This window comes from Polaromonas sp. DSP2-3-2b2, assembly GCF_049895905.1.
GTDB lineage: Bacteria > Pseudomonadota > Gammaproteobacteria > Burkholderiales > Burkholderiaceae_C > Polaromonas.
In genome coordinates, this window is sequence record NZ_JAFCTH010000036.1 from 1 (window position 1) to 16,106 (window position 16,106).

Consider the following 16,106-nt stretch of genomic DNA (forward strand, 5'->3'; position numbering starts at 1 on the left):
GCTGTATCGAGCTTGAGGCCGCTGTGAGTGCTGGGGCTGGCCGCCTGACGTGTGAGACGTGGCGACGTGCAACCCGCGCCAGAGATGCAATTACCGGGCTGGTTTCCAAAGGGGTGATAGGTTGCAATGAAGGCTGGGTATGGTTGAACTGATAACCGAAATTAACCGTTTTCATCCTTTTCGGTTGTTTCCGGTAACCGAAATTAACCGGCCCCCCTATAGGAGGGGCGGTAACCGGTTACGGTGGCGGTTATTGGCGGGAGTGGTTGCCATGATTGATTTATTCAGCCTGGAGCAAAAGACCCAGCCTAGACACAACGCCCGAGATTTTCCCGAAAATTAAGGAGTGCCCAAGGCCCGCCACTGAGCGGGCTTTGTTGCGTCTGGGCTTTGCTCATAACAGCGGGGTAACAGCGGGCAAACAGAGCGCACAGCCATGCGGAAGGGCTAGCCGGTACGGCTGGTATCAATTCGGCGCTGGCGCTGCACCACGGGCCGCATGACAAGGCCGCGACCTGAGAAAACCTGAGATTGCGACTTCAGAAAACTTCAGGTTGCAACCTAACAAAACCTAATATTGGACTGCTAGGGGAAACTCACGTTGCAGGCTGGTTAAACAAACCTCAGAAAACCAGAGATTGGCCGCCTGTCTGGCGCGGCTTGAATCTTGAAAACAATCAAACCAATTCAAAGCGCGGCCCTTTAAAAAAGGCGAACTACGGCACAGTGCCCAAAAGTGCCCAGCCGGGCATTGAAAAACAATCAACCAATTCAAAGCGCGTTCACCGCTGCACCCTGGCTGATAAAGCCGAACCGCAAGGTTTGTGCAAGGGTTTGAAACTCACGTTGCCGCCGTCATTGAAAAACAATCAAGCGAATTCAAAGCCCGCCGCGTTCGGGTTTTCTTTCGTCTGGTGCCAGCTCTGCATTTGGGCAATTTGCCTACAGATTGCCTACAAGCGACAGGCAAGAAAAAACCCCACTACCAATTTGATAGCGGGGTTTCTAATGCCTATGCGGCTTATCTGGCTCCTCAACCTGGGCTCGAACCAGGGACCTACGGATTAACAGTCCGGCGCTCTACCAACTGAGCTATTGAGGAATCTAGCCTCAAATTATAGCGTCATATTTCAGGCCTTTTGACGCGGCATGCATTTCGGACAATGTTTTTACGCTCGTGCCAGCTGAATCAATCCTGGAACAGCAACCCACCGGTAGTGAACGAAAGGCTTTGAAGCAAACCCATAATTACCGGGGTCAAGTGCGCACAAACAGGCCGACGACGGCATGACGATTCATACTGTCGTCCGTACCCATTACACAAGCGAAATTTTTTATGCTCAAAACGTCAACTGATAAAAACAAAATTAAATTTCTCCTGCTCGAAGGCATTCATCCTTCGGCCGTAGATGTGCTGAAAACGGCGGGCTACACGCAGATTGAAAGTGTGGCGGGCGCTTTGCCTGACGACGAGCTCAAGCGCAAGATTGCAGATGTCCATTTTGTGGGTATACGGTCGCGCACGCAGCTGACCGCAGATGTGTTTGCGCATGCGTCAAAACTTGCAGCAGTCGGGTGCTTTTGTATTGGCACTAACCAGGTCGATCTGACAGCGGCACGCGAGCGCGGTATTGCCGTATTCAATGCGCCCTTTTCCAACACCCGCTCGGTGGCGGAACTGGTGCTGGCCGAGGCTATTTTGCTGCTGCGCGGCGTGCCTGAAAAAAGTGCGGCAGCGCACCGGGGCGGCTGGCTCAAGTCGGCAGAAAATGCTTACGAGATTCGCGGCAAGACATTGGGCATTGTGGGTTATGGCTCGATTGGCACGCAACTCTCGGTGCTGGCCGAGGGACTTGGCATGCGGGTGGTATTTTTTGATGTGGTGACCAAACTGCCTCTGGGCAATGCACAGCAGGTCGGCAAATTGAAAGATTTGCTGGTGCAGTCAGACGTCGTGACCCTGCATGTTCCCGAAACCCCGGCAACGCAATGGATGATCGGCGCCGCCCAGATTGACGAAATGAAACCCGGCAGCGTGTTGATCAACGCGTCTCGCGGAACGGTGGTCGACATTGAGCCACTGGCCAACGCCCTGCGACAGAAAAAACTGCTGGGCGCCGCGATCGATGTTTTTCCGGTCGAACCCCGCAGTAACAAGGACATGTTCGAATCACCCTTGCGCGGCCTGGACAATGTCATTTTGACGCCGCACGTTGGCGGCTCAACGATGGAAGCGCAGGCCAATATTGGCATCGAAGTAGCCGAAAAACTCGTGAAGTACAGCGACAACGGCACCTCGACATCTTCTGTCAACTTTCCGGAAGTGGCTTTGCCTGCACATCCCGGAAAACACCGTGTGCTGCATATTCACCGCAATGTGCCGGGCGTGCTGTCTGAAATCAACCGGGTGTTTTCGGATAACCACATCAACATCGCTGCGCAGTATTTGCAGACCAATGAAGCGGTCGGTTATGTCGTGATCGACATTGATGCAGCGTATTCCGACATGGCGCTTGCCAAGCTGGCCACTGTTCCAGGAACCATTCGCAGCCGCGTTCTTTTCTAGAAAGCCCGCGCCGACTTACGCCTTGGCCAGTCGGCGCAGGCGCGACTGGCCAAGGCGCTGGTGTCGCGTCCCGTGTGAAAAATTTTAAGTAAAAAGTGCCATTTGCGCATTTCCAGCAAGCGCGAGCAGCTATTTATTCAATAGCAGATATTACTTCATGGCATCAGCCGGGCGGCGTGCCTTCACATACGCATCGCTCGGCAGATAGGCCTTGCCGTCGGCATAGCGCCAGTTCACCATCGTGCCCTTGTTGCCGCGCAGATCGAGCTTACCGACGTAGGCGCCCATGGTTGATTGATGGTCGATGGCGCGAAATTCGGCCGGGCCGAACGGCGTGCTGAATTTCAGGCCGCGCAGCGCAACAACCAGCTTTTCATTGTCCGTCGAGTTGGCTTTCTTGATGCCGGCAAAAATCGCCTGCATGGTCGAATAACCAACGACCGAACCAACCTTCGGGTATTCGTTAAAGCGGCGGTAATAGTTGGCGGCAAAGCTGGCGTGCTCGCGCGAGTCAATCTGGTCCCACGGGTAGCCGGTCACGATCCAGCCCCTGGGCGTTTCGTCCTTCAGCACATCGAGGTATTCAGGCTCGCCGGACAGCATCGACACCACCGGCACCCGGGGAAAAATGCCGCGCTGGTTGCCTTCTCGCACCAGCTTGGCCAGGTCGGCGCCAAAGGTTACGTTGAAAATCGCGTCGGGCTTGCTTTGCATGGTGGCTTGCAGGCTGGTGCCGGCTTCAAGCTTGCCCAGCGCAGGCCATTGCTCGCCGACAAATGTCACGTCGGGCCGCTTGGCCTTGAGCAGTTCCTTGAAGCTGGCGACGGCGCTCTGGCCATATTCGTAGTTGGGAGCAATCGTTGCCCAGCGTTTGGCAGGCATTTTCGCCGCTTCCTCGACCAGCATGGCGGCCTGCATGTAGGTGCTGGGGCGCAGGCGGAAGGTGTAGCGGTTGCCCTTGTCCCAGACGATGGCGTCGGTCAGTGGCTCGCTGGCGATGTAGAGTCGCTTGTTTTTCTGCGCATGGTCGGCCAGTGCCAGCCCCACGTTGGACAAATAGCCGCCGGCCAGCACATCAACCTTTTCGCGCGAGGTCAGTTCAATTGCGTGGCGCAGCGCTTCTTCGGGCTTGCCGGCGTCGTCTCTAGCAATCACCTCGACCTTGCGGCCCAGCAGACCGCCAGCGGCGTTGATTTCCTCGATGGCGAGTTGCCAGCCCTGGCGATACGGCAGGGTGAACTGCGGAATCGTCGAATAGCTATTGATTTCCCCAATCTTGATGGGCTGGTCAGAGGCTGAATGCGCACAAAGGGCTGTTGCCAGCAACACGCCTCCGAGCAGCGCAGGTTTCATGAATTTCAAGGTTTTCTCCAAAAGTAAGGCTATCCGCGCATTCAGGGGGGCAAGCCGGTCGCCCTCCTGAAAAAATGAGACTGTACAGCGGACCTGCCGCCTGTGCGCGGTGTCGTGCCGGAAAAACTGCTGCGCTTTTGAAATGCCTACAAAGCACCGTGCAGGCAGCTAAATATGCTTATTCGAATATAGGAAGTACAAAACTGTAGTTTGGATTCATAAAGAACATGGTTACATTTTCGCCCTTATGCATGATTTTGCTTTTGTATTCGCCGGCTTCGTCGTTGGCCTGGTGGTGGGCCTGACCGGCGTGGGCGGCGGCTCGCTGATGACGCCGCTGCTGATTTTCGTCTTCGGCGTCAAGCCGCATCTGGCCATCGGCACCGACCTGCTGTTTGCAGCCTTCACCAAGATGGGCGGCACGGTCAGCCTGGCGCGCGCCAAAGTCGTGGACTGGAAAATCGTCGGACAGACCGCGCTGGGCAGCATTCCGGCCGCGCTGGCGACCTTGTATTTTTTGCAACGCCTTGGCCCCGCCAATCCGGCGACCCAGGCGATCATGACGACCACGCTGGGACTGGCGCTGCTGCTGACGGCGACCGCCACGTTTTACAAGGTCTTGCGCGGCAAGGCGCCTCCCATGCACATTGCGCCCGAACTGCTGGCACAGGCCACGCGCCCACGCCACTGGGCCTTGCCGATCGTGTTTGGTGCGGTCATTGGCGCGCTGGTGACGCTGACCTCGGTCGGCGCCGGCGCCATTGGCGTGATCGTGCTGATGCTGCTCTACCCTACACTGCCCCTGCCGCGCATTGTGGCGGCCGACATTGCCCATGCCGTGCCGCTGACGCTGGTGGCGGGCCTGGGCCATGCGTCGATCGGCTCGGTAGACTGGCCTTTGCTGCTCAAGCTGCTGGCCGGATCGCTGCCGGGCATCTGGCTGGGTTCGCACCTGATGCGCAAAACGCCAGACCGCGTCATCCGCTCGCTGCTGTCGATGCTGCTGGCCTACGCCGGCGTGAAGCTCATTTCCATCTGATTTCCAACGACTTTCGACTTTCATTTGACCCTCAACATCCATGTACCAATACACCGAATTTGACCGCCAGTTCGTGAAAGCCCGTGCCAGCCAGTTCCGCGACCAGTTGACGCGCTGGCAAAACGGCCAGTTGCCCGAAGATGAATTCAAGCCGCTGCGCCTGCAAAACGGCTGGTATGTGCAGCGTTACGCGCCCATGCTGCGCGTGGCCGTGCCTTATGGCGAACTGTCCAGCGCGCAACTGCGGGTGCTGGCAAAAATTGCCCGCGACTTTGACCAGCCCGATCCGGCCTTGCTTGAAGCGGCGCAGGCCATCCAGGACAAGCTGGGCGCCATTGCGCTGAAGAACGGTCCGTCGGTGCATTCCAAACTGACCAAGGGCTATGCCCACTTCACGACGCGCCAGAACGTGCAGTACAACTGGATTGCGCTGGACAAATCGGCCGACGTGATGGACCTGCTCGCCAGCGTGAACATGCACGGCATCCAGACCAGCGGCAACTGCATACGCAACATCACCAGCGACGAGCGCGCCGGCATTGCGGTGGACGAGATTGCCGACCCGCGCCCGTTCGGCGAAATCATGCGCCAGTGGAGCACGCTGCACCCCGAGTTCGCCTTTTTGCCGCGCAAGTTCAAGATCGCCATCAGCGGCGCGAAGGAAGACCGCGCCGCCATCGGCTGGCACGACGTGGGCCTGCAGTTGCTGCGCAATGAAGCCGGCGAACTGGGCTTCAAGGTGCTGGTCGGCGGCGGCATGGGCCGCACGCCGATCATTGGCTCGGTGATCCGCGAGTTCCTGGAATGGAACCAGATCATGAATTTCCTCGAAGCCGTGGTGCGCGTGTACAACCGCTACGGCCGCCGCGACAACATCTACAAGGCGCGCATCAAGATTCTGGTCAAGGCCGAAGGCCAGAAGTACATCGACGATGTGGAAGCCGAATACCGGCAGATCATGGAACACGACGGCGGCCCGCACACCATCACCCAGACCGAATACGACCGCGTGGCAGCCTGCTTTGTGGTGCCGGTGCTGAACAGCGCGCCGCAGGGCGTGCAGCCCGTCGCCGCTGAAGAAGAAACCGCCTTCAGCCGCTGGTTGCAGCAAAACGTGGCGCCACACCAGAACCCCGATCTGCGCGCCGTGACCCTGTCGTTCAAGCGCCTGGGCCAGGCGCCGGGCGACGCGACCGCCGACCAGCTCGACATCGCCGCCGATCTGGCCGACCGTTTCAGCGCCGGCGAAGCCCGCGTCACGCACGAGCAAAACCTGCTGCTGCCCTGGGTGCGCGCCGACGAGTTGCCCGCGCTGTGGCGCGCCGCCCGCAAGGCCGGCTTTGCCAAGGCCAACATCCACCTGCTGACCGACATGATCGCCTGCCCCGGCGGCGATTTTTGTTCGCTGGCCAATGCGCGTTCGCTGCCAATTGCCGAAGCCATCACCGAGCGCTACCAGGACCTGGACGAGCTGCACGACATCGGCCCGATCGACTTGCACATCAGCGGCTGCATCAACTCCTGCGGCCACCACCACAGCGGCCACATCGGCATCCTGGGCGTGGACAAGGACGGCAAGGAGTGGTATCAGGTGTCGCTCGGCGGCTCGGACGGCTCGAACCTGTCCGGCCCGGCGCTGGCCGGCAAGGCGGTCGGCCCGTCGTTCTCGGCCGCAGAAGTGCCCGAGGTGATCGAAGCCGTTCTCAACACCTACCGCCAGCAGCGCGAAGGCCGCGAAACCTTCATTGCCACGCTGCGCCGTGTCGGGGCCGAGCCGTTCAAGCTGGCCGCCAACGGCGCGCGCTTCAGCGCCAGCCGAAGCGATGCCGCCGAAGCCAACGCCGCCTGAAGCGCCATGTTGTTGAATTCACCCAGCCGAGAGTTACTATGAAATTAATAGCTGCAAGCGCAGATACCACGGGCGCTACAGACCAAAATGTTGCTCAACTTGCGAACGATGCCGATCCGTTTGGGTTGACGCTTGAAGGCGTGGACCGCATCGACCTGAATTTCCCCAAATTCAGCGACGGCCGCGCCTTCAGCCAGGCCTTTTTGCTGCGCCGCCGGCTCGGCTTCAAGGGCGAAATTCGCGCTACCGGCGATGTGCTGGTGGACCAGCTGGCGCAGATGGAACGCAGCGGCTTTGACGTGGCCGTATTGCGCGCCGACCAAGACATGGCCATCGCCGAGCGCGTGCTGGCCGCCTACCCCGGCAACCAAGTCGGCAAATACCAGGGCGACGCGGTGAATATCCAGCCCCACTTCATCACCGCCGCCACGGCCTGAAAAGGAAAAAGCATGAGCGCCATTTCCCTTTACGCCAAGCCGTCGCCCGACTTTGCGCAAAAGCTTGTGCACAGCCTGGAGCTGATCAAGACTGCCGCCGCCGAGTTTTCGCCGCTGACGCAGGCGTCCAGCCTGGGCGCCGAAGACATGGTCATCACGCATTTGATGCACGAAGCCGGGCTTTTCGACAGCGCAGGCGTCAGCATCTTTGTGCTCGACACCGGCATGCTGCACCTTGAGACCGTCGCGCTGATCGACCGCATCGAGGAGCGTTATCCGGTCAAGGTCGATGTCTACCGCCCTGACCTTGATGCCGCCAACATCTTCGTACAGGCCAACGGTTCGGACGCCATGTACAAAAGCCTGGCCTTGCGCAAGCAGTGCTGCCACATCCGCAAGATGGAGCCTTTGGCGCGCGCGCTGGCCGGCAAGAAAGGCTGGCTGACCGGCCTGCGCCGCGAGCAGTCCGCCGCCAGGGCCGAAGTGCACGACATCGAGCAGCAGCCCGAGCGCGCCAAGGTCAACCCGCTGGTCGAATGGACCCAGGGCGACATCTGGCACTGCATTTCTGTCAACGCCATTCCCTACAACCCGCTGCACGACCAGTTCTTCCCCAGCATCGGCTGCGCGCCCTGCACCCGCGCCGTCACGCTGGGCGAGGATTTCCGCTCCGGCCGCTGGTGGTGGGAAAACGAAAGCGCCAAGGAATGCGGCCTGCATGTGGCCGCCGACGGCACCCATGAAGCGCAAGAACCCGCCGCGTTCGAACCGCTTTCGAGCATCATCCCCATCCGAGAAATCCAAGCATGAACGCCCGCCTGAACGTGACCAACATGACGAATGAACCCCAGTTGCTGGCCAAGCTCAGCAATTCCCACCTCGATGCGCTGGAAGAAGAAACCATCTTCATCCTGCGTGAAGTCGCCGCTGCCTTCGAGCGCCCGACGCTGCTGTTCTCGGGCGGCAAGGATTCGCTGGTGATGCTCAAGTGCGCTGAAAAAGCCTTTGGCATCGGCCGCATTCCGTTTCCGCTGTTGATGATTGACACCGGCCACAACTTCCATGAAGTCACCGACTTCCGTGATTCGCGCGCCAGGGAACTCGGTGCCGAACTGATCGTTCGCCATGTCGAGGATTCGATGAAGCGCGGCACCGTGCGCTTGGCCCATCCCGGCGAGTCGCGCAATGTGCACCAGTCGGTCACGCTGCTGGAAGCCATCGATGAATTCCGTTTTGATGCGCTGATTGGCGGCGCCCGGCGCGATGAAGAAAAAGCTAGAGCTAAAGAGCGCATCTTCTCGCACCGCGACAGCTTCGGTCAGTGGCAGCCCAAGGCCCAGCGGCCCGAGTTGTGGACGCTGTTCAACACCCGGCTCCAGCCCGGCGAGCATTTCCGCGTGTTCCCGATTTCCAACTGGACTGAACTCGACGTGTGGCAGTACATCGAGCGCGAGCAAATTGAACTGCCCTCGCTCTACTACGCGCACCAGCGCCAGATCGTCGAACGCAAGGGCCTCTTGGTGCCGGTCACCGAGCTGACGCCGGCACGCGATGGCGAGGAAGTGATTGAAAAAACCGTGCGTTTTCGCACCGTCGGCGACATCACCTGCACCTGCCCGGTGGACAGCACGGCCGCGACGGCTGCCGAGATCGTGATCGAGACGCTGGCGGCAGACGTGAGCGAACGCGGCGCCACACGCATGGACGACAAAACCTCAGACGCTTCGATGGAAAAGCGCAAGAAAGACGGGTACTTCTGATGACTACTATTGATTTGATAGCTGACAGCGCAGATACAGCAAGCGCAAACGGTCAAAACGACTTGAAATCAGCGCTGAAGTTCATCACCTGCGGCTCGGTCGATGACGGCAAGAGCACCTTGATTGGCCGCCTGCTGGTGGACTCCAAAGCCGTGCTGGTCGATCACCTGGCCGGCGTGCAGCGCGCTGGCGTTACCGACCTGGCGCTGCTGACCGACGGCCTGTCGGCCGAACGCGAGCAGGGCATCACGATTGACGTCGCTTACCGCTACTTCGCCACCGAAAAGCGCAAATTCATCATCGGCGATGCGCCTGGCCATGAGCAGTACACCCGGAACATGGTCACCGCCGCATCGAGCGCCGACGCCGCCGTGGTGCTGGTCGATGCCACCAAGCTCGACTGGAAAAACCCGGCGATGGAGCTGCTGCAGCAAACCCGCCGCCATTCGCTGCTGGTCAACCTGCTGCGCGTGCCGTCCATCGTGTTCGCCGTGAACAAGCTCGATGCGGTCGAAGACGCCACCCTGGCCTTCAACAACATCAGCGGTGCGCTGGCGAAGTTTGCCGAGGCTGCCAAAACCCCGGTTCGCGCGACCGTGCCGGTGTCGGCCCTGAAAGGCTTCAACGTGGTTGATGGCAAGCCCGGCTGGTGCGGCTACGAAGGCCTGTCGCTGCTCGAACTGCTCGAAACCCTGCCGGGCACGCCGGCAGAAACCACTGAAGCCTTTTCATTCCCGGTGCAATGGGTCGAAAAGTTTTCATCCTCGTCCGATACCTCGCAGGGCCGGCGCATTTTCTGGGGCCGCGTGGCCACCGGCGGCGTGCAGCCCGGCCAGACCGTGACCATCCTGCCGAGCGGGCAAACCGCCGTCGTCGCCCAGGTGCTGGGCCATACCCGCCAGCCCAAGTCCGTCCTGGCCGGGCACAGCGCCGGCATCGTGCTCGACCGCGAGGTCGATGTCTCGCGCGGCGACTGGCTGCTGGCGCCCGATACCTTCACGCCCTCGCGCGAAGTCGCTGTCACGATGGCTTGGATGGATGACGAGCCGCTGGTCGCCGGCCGGATTTACTGGGCGCTGCAGGGGCACCGCTGGGTCAAGGCCAGGATCAAGCGCATCGTGCACCAGCTCGATGTCAACACGCTGGCCGAGGAAGACGCCAGCGAACTGCCGCCCAACGCGATTGGCCATGTCGAGCTGAGCTTTCACGAACCGCTGGTGACGCTGCCTTATCTGCGCTCGCGCATCCTGGGCTCGCTGGTGCTGGTCGATACCGCCTCGCACAAGACGTCCGGCGCCGCGCTGGTTCTGTAAGTTCCCTCCTTTTTTAACCCGCCCAACCCGGTTTTTTTGCATCGCTGGACACGCTTCGACTGTTGACGCAGCGCCTGGGGAATCCGTTGATTTCCACAGGTATGCGCTTAGTCAAGTGGATTTGTCAGGCATTGCCTTAAAATTCAGGGTTTTCACCGACCAGCCCATAACACCATGACCCACGTCGTTTCCGACCCCTGCATCCGCTGCAAATACACCGATTGCGTGGACGTTTGCCCTGTGGACTGTTTCCGCGAAGGCCCGAACATGCTGGTGATCGATCCGGACGAATGCATCGACTGCGCCGTGTGCATTCCAGAATGCCCGGTCAACGCCATCTATGCCGAGGAAGATCTGCCTTCCGACCAGCTGCATTTCATCAAGATCAATGCCGACCTGACCAATGCGCCCGGCTGGAAAAGCATCACCAAGCGCAAGGAAGCACTGCCGGACGCCGACGACTGGAAAGACAAGACCAACAAGCTGTCTGAACTGGTGCGCTGAGCGAGACCTTGCAGATGGGCATCGCTGCATCCAACCACGGCCCAGAGCCATTCAAAAATTCAAGCCAAGAAATCATGGAACCTCAACTGAACCAAGAAGTGATGAACACCGCCGCCCAGCACGACGGCCCCATCGAAACCGATGCGCTCATCATCGGTGCCGGGCCTGTCGGCCTGTTTCAAGTGTTTGAACTGGGCCTGCTTGAGATCAAGGCGCATGTGATCGATTCGCTGGCTTACCCCGGTGGCCAGTGCATTGAACTCTACCCCGACAAGCCGATTTACGATATTCCGGCCGTGCCGGTCTGTACCGGCAAGGAACTGACCGACAACCTGCTCAAACAGATCGAGCCGTTTGGCGCGACCTTTCATTTCGGCCAGGAAGTCAGTGTGGTTGAAAAGCAGGAAGACGGCCGTTTCTTTGTCGAAACCTCCAAAGGCACGCAGTTCCTGACCAAGACCATTTTCATTGCCGCTGGCGTGGGCGCTTTTCAGCCCAAGCTGCTGCGCGTTGATGGCCTCGAGAAGTTTGACGAGAGCCAGCTGTTCTACCGCGTCAAGAACCCGGCCGACTTTGCCGGCAAAAACCTGGTGATCGTCGGCGGCGGCGATTCGGCGCTGGATTGGGCGCTGAATTTCGTCAAGGACGGCCCGAACAAGGCCGAGAGCGTGATCCTGGTTCACCGCCGCGATGGCTTCAAGGCCGCACCGGCCAGTGTCGCCAAAATGCGGGAGCTCTGCGATGCCTTCGAGATGCAGTTCCTGGTCGGCCAGGTCACGGGCTACGACGAAAAAGACGGCCAGTTGACGGGCGCCAAAGTCACCGGCGCCGACGGCATCACGCGTGTTGTGCCGCTCGACGTACTGCTGGTATTTTTTGGCCTGTCACCCAAGCTCGGGCCGATTGCCCACTGGGGCCTGGACATCGAGCGCAAGCAACTCAAGGTGGACACCGAGAAATTTTCGACCAATGTACCAGGCATTTTTGCGGTGGGCGACATCAACATCTATCCCGGCAAGAAAAAACTGATTTTGAGCGGCTTTCATGAATGCGCGCTGGCTGCGTTTGGCGCTGCGCCCTTTATCTTTCCGGACAAGAAAATTCACCTGCAATACACCACCACCAGCCCGAAACTGCACAAGGTGCTCGGCGTGGAGTCGCCGGTTTTCGACTGACAGGCTCTATACCCCTTCTCTTCAAGCCCGCTTCATGCGGGCTTTTTTCATTGCCGCCCAGCGTGTCCGCCGCCTTGGCGCAACAGTTTCAGGACAGAAAATCCTTTTACAATTCGCGCTGTGTTTGCAAGAACACTTTCGCTAGGGGTGTTACCTGATCTTCCCAAGGGTGGGCTCGGTGACTGAGAAAGTCCCTTTGAACCTGATTGAGGTAATCCTCGCGCAGGGAAGCATGTTTTAGGCACTCGTCGTTCGGCCTGGGTGTCCGGCAAGCTGCCCTGCCATTGACGAATGGAACTGCTGATGGCCTCTACTTCTCTTTCATCTGCAGACGGTAACACCGCACTGACGCCTTTGCCTGCAAGCGAACGCCTGTTTGGCTGGCGCGACCATGCTGCGCTCTGGCTCAGCCTTGGCGTGGGTCTGCTGGTCATGCAGATCGGCGCCTACCTTGTGCCCGCACTTGGAACCCAGGCTGCGCTGACGGTGATCGTCTGCGGCTCGGTGCTGGGCGCAGGCTTGCTCGCCTGGACAGCCAAGATCGGCTGCGACAGCGGCTTGTCCAGCGCCGGCCTGATGCATGCCACATACGGCAGCAGCTTTGCGCGCCTGCCCGTGCTGCTCAACATCGTGCAGCTCATTGGCTGGACCACGTTCGAGCTGGTCGTGATGCGCGACGGCACCGTGGCGATAGCACGGCAAGCGGGCGGCTTTACCGCCAGCTTGTGGCCCGTGCTGGCGACGCTCCTCTGGGGCGCCGTGCTGCTGGCGCTGCTGTCGGGCTCGATGGTCAAGCTGGTGCGCAAGTTCATTGGCCGTTATGGCCTGCCGCTGGTCATTGCGTCGCTGCTGTGGCTGAGCTGGCAGTTTTTGTCCAAGGCCAGTGTGCAGGGCTTGCCCGGGATTTGGAATCGGACCGGCGATGGCAGCATGAGCACCTTGTCAGCCCTCGATCTGGTCATTGCCATGCCGGTGTCCTGGTTGCCGCTGGTGGCCGACTTTGCGCGCCACGGCCGCAATGGCAACAGCGCGCTGCGCGGTACCTGGCTGGGCTATGCCGTAGCCAATATCTGGTGTTATTGCCTGGGCTTGCTGGTCGCGATCACAACGCCCAGCACCGACCTGGTCGCGGCATTGCTGCTGGCGCAGGGCGGGCTCATCGCACTTGGACTGATCCTGATTGACGAGGTGGACAACGCCTATGGCGACCTTTATTCGGGTTCAGTGGCGGGCCACAGCTTGAAACCCGGCTGGAGCGTTCGACGCTGGGGCATGGCGCTTGCCGTGTTGTGCACTGCATTGGCGCTGCTGTTGCCGATGCACAGCCTGGAGCCATTTTTGCTGATGCTCAGCTCGGTGTTTGTTCCGCTCTACGGCGTCATTCTGGCGCGTCTGGCTGGACAGCCGAACGTGGTGTCGCTGATGACGGAGCGCAGGATGAACACCAGCGCGGTGGCGATCTGGCTGCTCGGCGTTGCCTGCTACCACCTGTGCGCGCAACTGGCACCTAACTGGGGTGCTGCCCTACCGACGCTGGCGTTGACGTTTTTTCTGGCGCGGTTTAGCCGAGGCCTGACGAGCAATTCAGGTGTCAGCGCAGCGGTTTAAGCTGCATGGCAAGCGGTGCATGGCTGTGATTCAGTGGCCCACTGCCTGCGCCTGTGCGCACTGTTGCGCTGGCCGCCAGCGCAGCGCGCACATAGAAGCGTGCCGCCTCGACCGCTTCAAGCAAACCAGCGCCCAACGCCAAATACGCCGCAATGGCCGAAGACAGCGTGCAGCCGGTGCCGTGGGTATTGCCGGTCTGAATGCGCGATGCGCGCATCCAGTGTGCCGTGCCATTTTTCGTCAGCAGCAAATCACACACCAAATCGCCCGACAAATGGCCACCCTTGAGCAATACCGTGTTTGCGCCCATCGCGAGCATCTCTTGCGCTGCGGCATCCATATCGCTCTCGTTGTGCAGCGGCCTGCCGACCAGCAATGAAGCTTCGTCCAGATTGGGCGTAATTAAGAGCGCGCGCGGAAACAATTCGCGCACCAGGACGGTGATGGCTGGGTTGTCGATCAGCACGGCACCGCTCGTGGCCACCATCACCGGGTCAAGTACAACCTTTGGCAATGCATGACGGTCGATAGCCTCTGCCACCGTCAGCACAATTTCAGGAGCATGCAGCATTCCAATTTTCACGGCATGCGCTCCAATGTCCTCAATCACCGCATCAATCTGATCACGGAGCATCTGCGGCGAAACGCCATGAATGGTCCGTACACCCAGCGTGTTTTGAGCCGTCAGGGCGGTGATGGCGGTCATGCCATAGCAACCCAGAGCGCCGATGGTTTTCAGATCGGCCTGTATGCCGGCACCCCCACCGCTGTCTGAACCTGCGATGGACAAGACACGCGGGTATTCAAACGCATAGGAATATTGGACAGATTGTTTAGTCATAGGTCTGTTTTCGTGATTTGAATTCTTCATCACACACACATCTCAGGGTTGCAGCGGTGGCACGCGGGTCGGCCGCAGAACACAGTGTGCTAACGACTGCAAGGCCGTCGGCGCCTGCACGCAGCACATTACGCGCATTGCCAGCATGGATGCCGCCAATCGCGACTAAGGGCAATTTGGTAGATGCGCGTACTCTGGACAACCCCTCAAGGCCCCAGGCGTTCTTGGTGTCGATTTTGGTAGGGGTGGCAAAAATGGGGCTGACGCCAAGATAATCAACGGGCAGCATGGCACTTTGGATCACATCATTCATGGACTCCACTGACCAGCCAATAAAAACGTTGGGCGGCAGCAATCGACGCGCCTGATTAATCGGCAGATCGCTCTGGCCCAGATGCACGCCTTCTGCACCACAAGCCAAGGCAATGTCAATGCGGTCGTTAATCACCAGCGGAACGCCATACGGCGCCAACAGTTTTTTCAGCATCACGGCCTGCGCAAGGAATTCTCGACTGCCCAGCTTTTTTTCACGCAACTGCACGCAACTGACACCGCCCTGAACAGATGCCTCGACAATTTCAGCCAATGATTGACCATATGCCAGCGACTGATCAGTAACTAGGTAGAGCCTCAAGATGTTGAAATTAAGCCGTGACATTTCATCGACAAGCTGTTACCAGGTAGCCAACTGAAGCTTGAGGCGAGATTCAAACGTATGCTGATCCATCAATTGCAACTCATCGAGCAGACTGATGGCCATGCTGCCCACCCCAAGCCCGCGAGCTTTTGACTTCTCGGCAGCCACTTCACCCGCCACACCCAGAAAAGCCATTGCAGAAGTTGTAGCGCGCCAGGCATCAGGCTGAATGGCACAAAACGTGCCGATCAGCGCAGTAGCGGAACAACCCACTCCAGTAATTTTTGTCATCCATGCATCACCGTTGGACAAGCAAGCCCAGCGATGTTGTGCATCAAGAATATGATCCGTTTCGCCACTGACACAGACAGTGCCCTTGGTACGCGCCACCAATAGCTGCGCCGCATTGAGTGCATCATTGGCTGTAGTGCTGCTGTCCACACCGCGGGTTTTGATGACAGTTCCAGCAGTACTCATGATTTCAGAGCCGTTGCCACGTATTACCGTTGGTGACGCCGTCTCCAGCAAAAGCTCCAATGCTTGATTCCGATAGGGTGTAGCGCCCGCGCCCACGGGGTCAAGCACCGTAGGAATACCTCGCTGCGTGGCAGTCGCCAGTGCAAGCTTCATGCTTTGAACCCAATAGGGATCCAACGTTCCAATATTTAACACCAGCGCTTGTGCGATACCGGCCATATCGCAAACTTCTTCATGCGCATGGGACATCACCGGTGAGGCTCCAACTGCAAGCAAGGTATTTGCGTTGAAGTTAGCCACCACCATGTTGGTAATGCAGTGAATCAGAGGCGAGTTTTCGCGAACCGCTTTGAGGTCTTTCCAAATATCTTGAGGAGAAAGAGCAGTCATACGCTGTTCAATAAAAGTAAGGATTTGGCAATTATTACAAATGGCCGCAAAGAAGCATGTCCACCAAAAGAAAAAGCCCAGTCGATCTGACGATCAACCGGGCTGGTTCGGGATAAGAGCCTGACGATGACCTACTTTCACACGGGAATCCGCACTA

Annotated in this window: 14 protein-coding genes, 1 tRNA gene and 1 riboswitch; of the genes, 10 read left to right on the plus strand and 5 right to left on the minus strand. The window is 59.1% G+C overall.

What is annotated here, in order from left to right; all coding sequences use genetic code 11:
* Positions 1 to 1,026 precede the first annotated feature (1,026 nt).
* Positions 1,027 to 1,102: transfer RNA gene (locus ACP7AD_RS17735), tRNA-Asn, on the minus strand.
* 234 nt (positions 1,103 to 1,336) lie between these two features.
* On the opposite strand from ACP7AD_RS17735, the gene serA reads away from it, so the two are divergent.
* The gene (serA, locus tag ACP7AD_RS17740) at positions 1,337 to 2,566 is read left to right on the plus strand and encodes a phosphoglycerate dehydrogenase (protein WP_426149089.1); all 1,230 of its coding nucleotides are present in this window, start codon (positions 1,337 to 1,339) and stop codon (positions 2,564 to 2,566) included.
* Between the two features lie 150 nt (positions 2,567 to 2,716).
* On the opposite strand, the gene ACP7AD_RS17745 is transcribed toward serA, so the two are convergent.
* Positions 2,717 to 3,919: an ABC transporter substrate-binding protein gene (locus ACP7AD_RS17745; RefSeq protein ID WP_426149090.1), complete on the minus strand. Its 1,203-nt coding sequence runs from the start codon at positions 3,917 to 3,919 to the stop codon at positions 2,717 to 2,719.
* Positions 3,920 to 4,166: 247 nt separating this feature from the next.
* Between ACP7AD_RS17745 and ACP7AD_RS17750 the strand changes: the two genes are divergently transcribed.
* From ACP7AD_RS17750 to ACP7AD_RS17790, 9 genes are all read left to right on the plus strand, one after another.
* On the plus strand, positions 4,167 to 4,958 hold the full coding sequence (locus tag ACP7AD_RS17750; protein WP_426149088.1) for a sulfite exporter TauE/SafE family protein: 792 nt from the start codon (positions 4,167 to 4,169) through the stop codon (positions 4,956 to 4,958).
* 40 nt (positions 4,959 to 4,998) lie between these two features.
* Positions 4,999 to 6,807 (plus strand): nitrite/sulfite reductase, encoded by a 1,809-nt coding sequence (locus ACP7AD_RS17755; RefSeq protein ID WP_426149087.1) that lies wholly within the window; start codon positions 4,999 to 5,001, stop codon positions 6,805 to 6,807.
* A gap of 38 nt (positions 6,808 to 6,845) precedes the next feature.
* Entirely contained in the window at positions 6,846 to 7,244 is a 399-nt protein-coding gene (locus ACP7AD_RS17760) for a DUF934 domain-containing protein (protein WP_426149086.1), read from the plus strand.
* A gap of 12 nt (positions 7,245 to 7,256) precedes the next feature.
* Positions 7,257 to 8,054: a phosphoadenylyl-sulfate reductase gene (locus ACP7AD_RS17765; RefSeq protein ID WP_426149085.1), complete on the plus strand. Its 798-nt coding sequence runs from the start codon at positions 7,257 to 7,259 to the stop codon at positions 8,052 to 8,054.
* The gene (gene cysD, locus ACP7AD_RS17770; RefSeq protein WP_426149084.1) at positions 8,051 to 9,004 is read left to right on the plus strand and encodes a sulfate adenylyltransferase subunit CysD; all 954 of its coding nucleotides are present in this window, start codon (positions 8,051 to 8,053) and stop codon (positions 9,002 to 9,004) included. Before ACP7AD_RS17765 ends, cysD begins: the two co-directional genes overlap by 4 nt.
* Positions 9,004 to 10,317: a sulfate adenylyltransferase subunit 1 gene (locus ACP7AD_RS17775; protein ID WP_426149083.1), complete on the plus strand. Its 1,314-nt coding sequence runs from the start codon at positions 9,004 to 9,006 to the stop codon at positions 10,315 to 10,317. Before cysD ends, ACP7AD_RS17775 begins: the two co-directional genes overlap by 1 nt.
* 174 nt (positions 10,318 to 10,491) lie before the next feature.
* Entirely contained in the window at positions 10,492 to 10,821 is a 330-nt protein-coding gene (fdxA, locus tag ACP7AD_RS17780) for a ferredoxin FdxA (RefSeq protein ID WP_426149082.1), read from the plus strand.
* Positions 10,822 to 10,895: 74 nt separating this feature from the next.
* Positions 10,896 to 11,996: an NAD(P)/FAD-dependent oxidoreductase gene (locus ACP7AD_RS17785; protein WP_426149081.1), complete on the plus strand. Its 1,101-nt coding sequence runs from the start codon at positions 10,896 to 10,898 to the stop codon at positions 11,994 to 11,996.
* Positions 11,997 to 12,129: 133 nt separating this feature from the next.
* A riboswitch (TPP riboswitch) is annotated at positions 12,130 to 12,242 on the plus strand.
* Positions 12,243 to 12,299: 57 nt separating this feature from the next.
* Positions 12,300 to 13,604: a purine-cytosine permease family protein gene (locus ACP7AD_RS17790; RefSeq protein WP_426149080.1), complete on the plus strand. Its 1,305-nt coding sequence runs from the start codon at positions 12,300 to 12,302 to the stop codon at positions 13,602 to 13,604.
* On the opposite strand, the gene thiD is transcribed toward ACP7AD_RS17790, so the two are convergent.
* Genes thiD through thiM form a run of 3 tightly spaced genes read right to left on the minus strand, consistent with a single transcriptional unit; the run spans position 13,588 to position 15,949 of the window.
* Complete coding sequence (gene thiD, locus ACP7AD_RS17795; protein ID WP_426149079.1) at positions 13,588 to 14,445, minus strand: bifunctional hydroxymethylpyrimidine kinase/phosphomethylpyrimidine kinase; 858 nt, start codon at positions 14,443 to 14,445, stop codon at positions 13,588 to 13,590. The two genes, ACP7AD_RS17790 and thiD, sit on opposite strands and share 17 nt — an antisense overlap.
* Complete coding sequence (gene thiE, locus ACP7AD_RS17800) at positions 14,438 to 15,103, minus strand: thiamine phosphate synthase (RefSeq protein ID WP_426149078.1); 666 nt, start codon at positions 15,101 to 15,103, stop codon at positions 14,438 to 14,440. The genes thiD and thiE overlap by 8 nt, the downstream gene beginning before the upstream one ends.
* Positions 15,104 to 15,118: 15 nt before the next feature.
* Complete coding sequence (gene thiM, locus ACP7AD_RS17805) at positions 15,119 to 15,949, minus strand: hydroxyethylthiazole kinase (protein WP_426149077.1); 831 nt, start codon at positions 15,947 to 15,949, stop codon at positions 15,119 to 15,121.
* Positions 15,950 to 16,106 lie beyond the last annotated feature (157 nt).

Bases quoted from the DNA above. Each gene is read 5' to 3' on its own strand.
- ACP7AD_RS17790 (WP_426149080.1), top strand. From the start codon at position 12,300: ATGGCCTCTACTTCTCTTTCATCTGCAGACGGTAACACCGCACTGACG.
- ACP7AD_RS17765 (WP_426149085.1), top strand. From the start codon at position 7,257: ATGAGCGCCATTTCCCTTTACGCCAAGCCGTCGCCCGACTTTGCGCAA.
- fdxA (WP_426149082.1), top strand. From the start codon at position 10,492: ATGACCCACGTCGTTTCCGACCCCTGCATCCGCTGCAAATACACCGAT.
- ACP7AD_RS17785 (WP_426149081.1), top strand. From the start codon at position 10,896: ATGGAACCTCAACTGAACCAAGAAGTGATGAACACCGCCGCCCAGCAC.
- ACP7AD_RS17760 (WP_426149086.1), top strand. From the start codon at position 6,846: ATGAAATTAATAGCTGCAAGCGCAGATACCACGGGCGCTACAGACCAA.
- ACP7AD_RS17750 (WP_426149088.1), top strand. From the start codon at position 4,167: ATGCATGATTTTGCTTTTGTATTCGCCGGCTTCGTCGTTGGCCTGGTG.
- ACP7AD_RS17745 (WP_426149090.1), bottom strand. From the start codon at position 3,919: ATGAAACCTGCGCTGCTCGGAGGCGTGTTGCTGGCAACAGCCCTTTGT.
- thiM (WP_426149077.1), bottom strand. From the start codon at position 15,949: ATGACTGCTCTTTCTCCTCAAGATATTTGGAAAGACCTCAAAGCGGTT.
- cysD (WP_426149084.1), top strand. From the start codon at position 8,051: ATGAACGCCCGCCTGAACGTGACCAACATGACGAATGAACCCCAGTTG.
- thiD (WP_426149079.1), bottom strand. From the start codon at position 14,445: ATGACTAAACAATCTGTCCAATATTCCTATGCGTTTGAATACCCGCGT.
- serA (WP_426149089.1), top strand. From the start codon at position 1,337: ATGCTCAAAACGTCAACTGATAAAAACAAAATTAAATTTCTCCTGCTC.
- ACP7AD_RS17755 (WP_426149087.1), top strand. From the start codon at position 4,999: ATGTACCAATACACCGAATTTGACCGCCAGTTCGTGAAAGCCCGTGCC.
- ACP7AD_RS17775 (WP_426149083.1), top strand. From the start codon at position 9,004: ATGACTACTATTGATTTGATAGCTGACAGCGCAGATACAGCAAGCGCA.
- thiE (WP_426149078.1), bottom strand. From the start codon at position 15,103: ATGTCACGGCTTAATTTCAACATCTTGAGGCTCTACCTAGTTACTGAT.